Here is a 4691-nt window from a genome sequence, read left to right on the forward strand (position 1 = left end):
CCCCAGTTCCATGAGGCATCCTGATACATGTCAGCTGTCATCTGCTGCTGATCCGCCAGGTTCTGGGCCTGTACATAGGACATGTAGCGTCCATAGGCCGCCTGGTTACCCACATACAGGCAATTGCATACCTTGGGATCGGAATAGACATACAGCATGTGATCCCCGAACGATTTCTGAAGAAACCGGTTGGCGGGAAGTTTCTGCAACATTTCCTGACGTTCCGGCGTATTGGCCGGACGTGCAACGAACCCTGCCGCGGCAAGGCTGTTTTCCTTGTCCACGATCTGGTCATGCACGCTTTCACACGCAGTCAGGCCACCTGCCGCCGCGACCAGCAATACGCCGCCAGTATATAGGTGCCTGAACCTTTTCCGGTGTCCCATCGACATTCTGCCTGTTTCCATCCTGTTAATTTCCGCATCCTGTCCCATGCGTGGAACGGAATAAAGATGTGACAGAAAAAACATATGCATTATTCCGACCGACTTTGATTTATCTCATGTCCGGGGATGGAATACCAATGCAATAACAGCAGAGCGATGGGGGCATCGCATATCGAATCATCACTTTAAAACTCAGGCAGGCTTACCATATGGTAGCCTGCCTTTTTTTACCTGTTCCAAAGTATTCCCTGTAATCCATGTCTTTTTCAAGGCATGGAGTGCCAGTATCCTCGCCAGACGCCAACCGGGATACAATCAGAAAACGGCGACCTGCGCCTTGGTCCGTTCAGGAGTGATGGCAAGCGGGCTGCCATCATCACGCAGGACATAACCCTGTCCCCATACGGTGGCGATAAGCTGCCCTGCGCCGGCGACCTGCAGTTTCTTACGCAGCTTGCAGATAAAGACGTCAATGATCTTCATTTCCGGTTCATCCATGCCGCCGTACAGGTGGTTCAGGAAGGCATCCTTGGTCAGCACCATGCCCTTGCGCAGCAGCAATAGCTCCAGGATCATGTATTCCTTGCCGGTCAGATGCACGTTCTGACCGTGTACCGTAACTTCGCGGCTATCCAGGCTCAGTTCAAGCGCCCCCGCGCGCAGCGTGGGTTCGCTATATCCCTTTGATCGCCGGATGACCGCCTGCATCCGTGCGGTCAGTTCCATGGATTCGTAGGGGCGTGTCACATAATCGTCCGCACCGATGGAAAATGCCTTCACCTTGGCCATAGGGGTCCGCTCTTCCGACAGGATCAGCACCGGAGTCGGTACACGTGCGGCACGGCTGATACGCAGGACTTCATACCCATCCACATCGGGCAGCCGGACATCAATGACGGCAAGGTCGTAATTATACGATTTCAGCATTCCCAATGCATCATGTCCCGTATCGACATGATCTACCGTAAAGCCACCTTTTTCCATATGCCGGGTGGTCTCTTCGGCTTTTCGTGCAACAGGCTCAACAAGCAAAATCCGCATATCGACCATCCAGTAGATATTTAACAGTGCAACTACCTATAGGTGCATTGCAATTCCTGGACAACCTAAAGTTGATAATATATTACCGCCCTGTTATAATCTTTATGAATTAATATCATTTATTTTATTAATTAAGAATTAAGGCGCCCACGTTGCCATTCCAGCCGTATGGTCCAGTGGCCCCGCCCCGCTACCATAACCGGGCGCCCCGGCAATCGCCTTATGTACATAGGCGCGTGCCCGCATCACCGCATCACGCAGGGACATGCCCTGCCCCAGACCGGTCGCAATCGCACTGGCCAGCGTGCAACCGGTACCGTGCGTATGCCGGGTATGGATGCGGCGGGTCATGAATTCTTCCGCTACGCCACCGCGTTCCAGCAGCACATCCACCAGTTCGTCGCCTTCCATATGCCCGCCCTTGAGCAGTACGGCACGCGGCCCCAGCGCCAGCAGGTCATGTGCTGCGGCAACCATTTCCTCCCGGTTCCCGATCCGTCGGCCCAGCAGGGCCTCGGCTTCGGGCAGATTTGGAGTCAGGACGGATGCAAGTGGCAACAACCGGGATTTAAGGGAGGACAGCGCACTATCCTGCAATAACGCAGCCCCCCCCTTCGCCACCATAACCGGGTCAAGGACATAGGGAATATCGACGGATGTCATCAGCACGCCGGCGATTGCCTCGATCACTTCGGGGCGGTCCAGCATGCCACTTTTGAACGCATCCACGCCAAGGTCATCCATGACGCAGCGCATCTGGGCAATGACGAAGGCGGGCGATACCGGCATCACGTCATGCACGCCCAGCGTATTCTGCGCGGTCAACGCCGTCACGGCGGTCATGGCGAAACCACCCAGCATGGTGACGGTCTTGATATCCGCCTGGATACCGGCCCCGCCCCCGCTGTCGCTGCCAGCCATGATCAGGATACGTCCATTCATGGATCAGCCTGCCATCTGGATCGCGTTGATCGCGTCGCACATGTCCTCGACCACTTCTTTCACCAGCAGTTCATCTTCCGCTTCCGCCATCACGCGCACCAGCGGTTCCGTCCCGCTTTCACGCAGCAGCAGCCGCCCGCGGTCCCCCAGGCGTTTTTCCGCGGCCTTGCGGGCTTCATGCACCTGCGGGTCCTGCAACGGGCTTTTCCCGGCAAAGCGGACATTCTGCAAAAGCTGGGGATAGGGCTTGAACATGCGGCAGACCGCACTGGCGGGGCGACCGGATTCCACCACTTCCGCCAGGACCTGCAGGGCGGCGATCAGCCCGTCGCCCGTGGTGGCAAAATCGGACAGGACCATGTGTCCTGACTGCTCGCCCCCGATATTCGCACCCAGTTCGCGCATCTTTTCCACGACATAGCGATCCCCCACTGCCGTGCGGACCAGTTCCAGCCCCTGTGTTTCCAGATAGCGTTCCAGCCCCATGTTGGACATGACCGTGGCCACGATATACCGGCTGGACAGTCGTCCCTGCCGCGCCCATGACTTGGAAATCAGGGCAAGGATCTGGTCGCCATCAATCAGGCGGCCCTTTTCATCGGAAATCAGCACCCGGTCTGCATCCCCATCCAGGGCAATGCCGATATCCGCCCGGTGCCGCAGCACGGCGGCGCACAGGGCTTCGGGGCGGGTGGACCCGCAGCCTTCATTGATGTTGATGCCATCCGGGTCGCACCCGATCCGCACGACCTCAGCCCCCAGTTCCCACAACGCCGTCGGCGCGACACGATAGGCCGCGCCATTGGCGCAGTCGATCACGATACGCAGCCCATCCAGCCGCAATCCGCGCGGAAAGGAGGATTTGGCATTTTCCACGTACCGCCCCGCCGCATCATTCAGGCGGGACGCCCGACCGATCTGGTCCGGGGCCGCCAGCATATGGGTCAGGTCGGAATTCATCGCCGCCTCGATCCCGGCTTCCGTCTCATCCGACAGCTTGAATCCATCCGGGCCGAACAGTTTGATGCCGTTATCACCATACGGATTGTGCGATGCCGAAATCATGACCCCCAGATCCGCGCGCAGCGAACGGGTCAGCATGGCAATGGCGGGTGTCGGCATCGGCCCCACCAGCGTCACATCCATGCCTGCCGACAGAAAGCCGGACACCAGCGCGCATTCGATCATGTACCCCGACAGGCGCGTATCCTTGCCCAGCAGCACGCTGTGGCGGTGCGTTCCCTGAATGAAGCGGAGACCGGCTGCCTGTCCCAACTTCTGCGCCACTTCGACCGTCATGGGAAAACGGTTGGCAGTGCCCCGAATTCCATCAGTGCCGAACAGCTTTCTTGTTTTTACCATTACTGGGGATCTCCGGATGCATTCAGGTCGTACATCGACCTACCTTACCTGTCAGTGTCGATCCAGCCCCTGGCTGACCCGCATGGCCTGCATCATGGCCGTAACATTGTGAACCCGTAGCACAGTACCTGCAAAAACCAGTCCCGGCAGGCTGGCGGCGATGGTGGCCGGATCACGACGGGCAGCATCTGGCTGGGCACAGATTTCACCCAGCATGCGCTTGCGTGAAACACCCAGTACCACCCGGCAGCCCAGATTGGCCAGTAATGGCAGACGGGCCAGCAGGTCCAGGTTGCCCTCCACCGTCTTGGCAAAGCCGATGCCAGGGTCAACCAGTATGCGTGCCCTGTCGATGCCGGCAGCCACCGCTTCATCCACCCTGTGCGCCAGTTCGCGCACTACATCCACCGCAACATCATCATAGGTCGTATGGTCGTGCATGGTTGCAGGCGTACCCCGCATATGCATAAGCATGACCGGGCAGCCATGCCGCGCCACCACCCCGCGCGCCGCCGGATCATATGTAAGGGCCGAGACATCATTGATGATATTGGCCCCGGCTCCCAGTGCTTGATCCATGACCATGCCCTGTCGTGTATCAATGGACAGATACAGGTCATCGAATGCAGAATTTTCCCGCACCGCACGGATAACCGGCCCGATACGACGCCATTCTTCTTCCGCCGTTACCGGCGGGGCACCGGGACGGGTACTCTCACCACCAATATCAACAATCCGGCATCCGGCCGCATACATCGCCCCTATGGCATCCAGCGCAGGCGCGGCACGGTAATGCCGCCCCCCATCGCTGAAGCTGTCGGGCGTGACATTGATGATTCCCATCACCTGCGGGCCAGGTGGCAGACCGGCATCAGGAAATGGCACGCCAACCCGGTCTGCAACCTGTACCCATTGCGCGGGAATGGCACAGGCAGGCACGATACGCCCGCCTTCCCCCCC

The 4691-nt window shown here is 58.6% G+C and carries 5 protein-coding genes; all 5 read right to left on the bottom strand.

Translation table 11 applies throughout. The features are described 5' to 3' along the window. Window positions 1–392: hypothetical protein (locus F1542_RS09235; RefSeq protein ID WP_227672619.1), on the bottom strand; the 392-nt coding region annotated here is incomplete at its 3' end. Between the two features lie 309 nt (window positions 393–701). After that, window positions 702–1427: a response regulator transcription factor gene (locus F1542_RS09240; protein ID WP_193732780.1), complete on the bottom strand. Its 726-nt coding sequence runs from the start codon at window positions 1425–1427 to the stop codon at window positions 702–704. 138 nt (window positions 1428–1565) lie between these two features. Continuing rightward, the gene (gene thiD / locus F1542_RS09245; RefSeq protein WP_193732781.1) at window positions 1566–2369 is read right to left on the bottom strand and encodes a bifunctional hydroxymethylpyrimidine kinase/phosphomethylpyrimidine kinase; all 804 of its coding nucleotides are present in this window, start codon (window positions 2367–2369) and stop codon (window positions 1566–1568) included. 3 nt (window positions 2370–2372) lie between these two features. After that, window positions 2373–3731: a phosphoglucosamine mutase gene (gene glmM / locus F1542_RS09250; RefSeq protein ID WP_193732782.1), complete on the bottom strand. Its 1359-nt coding sequence runs from the start codon at window positions 3729–3731 to the stop codon at window positions 2373–2375. A 51-nt stretch (window positions 3732–3782) separates the two neighbouring features. After that, the coding region (gene folP, locus F1542_RS09255; protein WP_193732783.1) for a dihydropteroate synthase at window positions 3783–4691 on the bottom strand (909 nt) is incomplete at its 5' end.

It is taken from the genome of Komagataeibacter sp. FXV3 (genome assembly GCF_015155755.1).
Classification (GTDB): domain Bacteria; phylum Pseudomonadota; class Alphaproteobacteria; order Acetobacterales; family Acetobacteraceae; genus Komagataeibacter.